This is a genomic window from [Clostridium] aerotolerans DSM 5434, from assembly GCF_000687555.1.
Taxonomy (GTDB): Bacteria; Bacillota; Clostridia; order Lachnospirales; family Lachnospiraceae; genus Lacrimispora; species Lacrimispora aerotolerans.
Window position 1 is genome coordinate 1 of sequence record NZ_JHWJ01000045.1, and the last position, 1,803, is coordinate 1,803.

Below are 1,803 nucleotides of genomic sequence, written 5' to 3' on the forward strand. Positions count from 1 at the left end.
AAAAGTTCACAAACAAAACAAACTTCCATCACAAATATGTTTTTTAATCGTATCGTCCTTAAGTTTTTTACCACTAACAAAAGTAACACACGGGCAACTGGCCGGGTAAAACCGTTGCCAATGCCCAGGGCTACTGCAGTGATGGCAGCCAGGGATATGTTATGGTAGACATACCAGGCTGCTATTCCCTCATGGCCCACTCCACGGAAGAAGAGGTAGCCAGGGACTTTATCTGTTTTGAACATCCGGATGCCGTAGTGGTGGTCTGTGATGCAACGTGTCTGGAACGTAATCTAAATCTGGTGTTACAGGTTCTGGAGGCCACGCCTAAAGCCGTAGTCTGTGTAAATCTCATGGATGAAGCGAAGAAAAAGAGCATTGATATCCGGCTTGATTTACTGGAAGAGCGGCTGGGGGTACCCGTGGCAGGAACTGCGGCAAGAAGCAAAAAGGGGCTGGACCAGATATATACCTGTTTAAGCCGCTGTCTTTTTGAGAAAGAAGATAAGATAGAAGACGCAAACGTGGACTTGATGGAAGAGGGAGAATCAGAAGAGGCGCTTCCTGACCTGATAGAGAAAGCTACAGACCAATCAGAGGAATCAGAGAAACCTCAAGAATCCAAAATATCAGAAGCAATTGAAACCGCAGAAGCAATCGAGTATGCAGAAGCAACTGAAAAAGCAGATGCAATCGAACATGTAGAAGCAATCGAACATGCAGAAATATTCCCGGAGGAAACGATACAGAATTCGAAGGAAGAAGAAAAGCGCCCCGTACTAATCCGCTATCCTCAATATATTGAGGACGCCATTGAAGCGCTTTCCCCTGTGGTGGAAAGCGCTTCCGATGGCAAGATAAACATCCGCTGGCTATGTGCCAGATTATTGGATTCCAATGATAATCTCATGCAGGCGGTTAAAAAGTATGTAAGTTCTTTGGCTGAATCCGGGGAAGTGGCAGAGTGTTTAGAGAAAATCCGGAGTGAGTGGAGAGCCAGAGGAATCCACCAGGAAAAAGTAAGCGATGATATGGCTTCCGTATTTGTCAGGAAAGCGGAATATTTATGTCGCGGAGTCGTAATTTATGAGAATCAGACCTATAACCGGAAAGATCGGAAGCTGGATTTTATATTTACCAGCAAGTCCACCGGCTTTCCCATTATGTTTCTGGTTCTTCTTGGGATATTTTGGCTGACCATTACCGGGGCCAATTATCCCTCCCAGCTTCTTAGCAATGTTTTGTTTGGGTTTGAAGACCTCCTTTCAAAAGGAGCAGCATGGGCAGGAGTTCCGGAACTTATTTCCAATTTACTGGTCCATGGCATGTACCGCAGCCTTGCCTGGGTCGTATCCGTAATGCTTCCGCCTATGGCAATCTTTTTCCCGCTGTTTACCCTTTTGGAAGATTTTGGATACCTGCCCAGAGTGGCGTTTAACCTGGATCGCTGCTTTAAAAGGTGCTCCGCTTGTGGGAAGCAGGCACTCACCATGTGACAGAGGAAATCTATGCTTTTTCATGTGGAAAAGGAGCCATTATTCACTTGACACAATTTCCTCAAAATGGTATAGTTACAACATCAAACTGTAACTAAAAATAGTACAGAAAATAATGGAAAATGTCCAGTCGACTGGCTGCGGCAGGTGAAAAAGGAGGTACTTGGTTGGGTTTTTCAATTGATGTGAGCGTCCCTGTTCTGACTGTATTCTTACAGGGAATCGTAAGCTTTTTCTCTCCCTGTGTTCTGCCTCTGATTCCTCTTTACATTGGGTATTTATCCGGAGGAACCGGAATCGCAAAAGA

Annotated in this window: 2 pseudogenes; both read left to right on the forward strand. The window is 45.1% G+C overall.

Annotated features, from left to right (window positions below):
• Positions 1-86 precede the first annotated feature (86 nt).
• Positions 87-1,493, forward strand: a pseudogene (locus T546_RS25185) (FeoB small GTPase domain-containing protein); the annotation flags it as partial.
• A gap of 170 nt (positions 1,494-1,663) precedes the next feature.
• Positions 1,664-1,803 (forward strand): annotated as a pseudogene (locus tag T546_RS26390) (cytochrome c biogenesis protein CcdA); the annotation flags it as partial.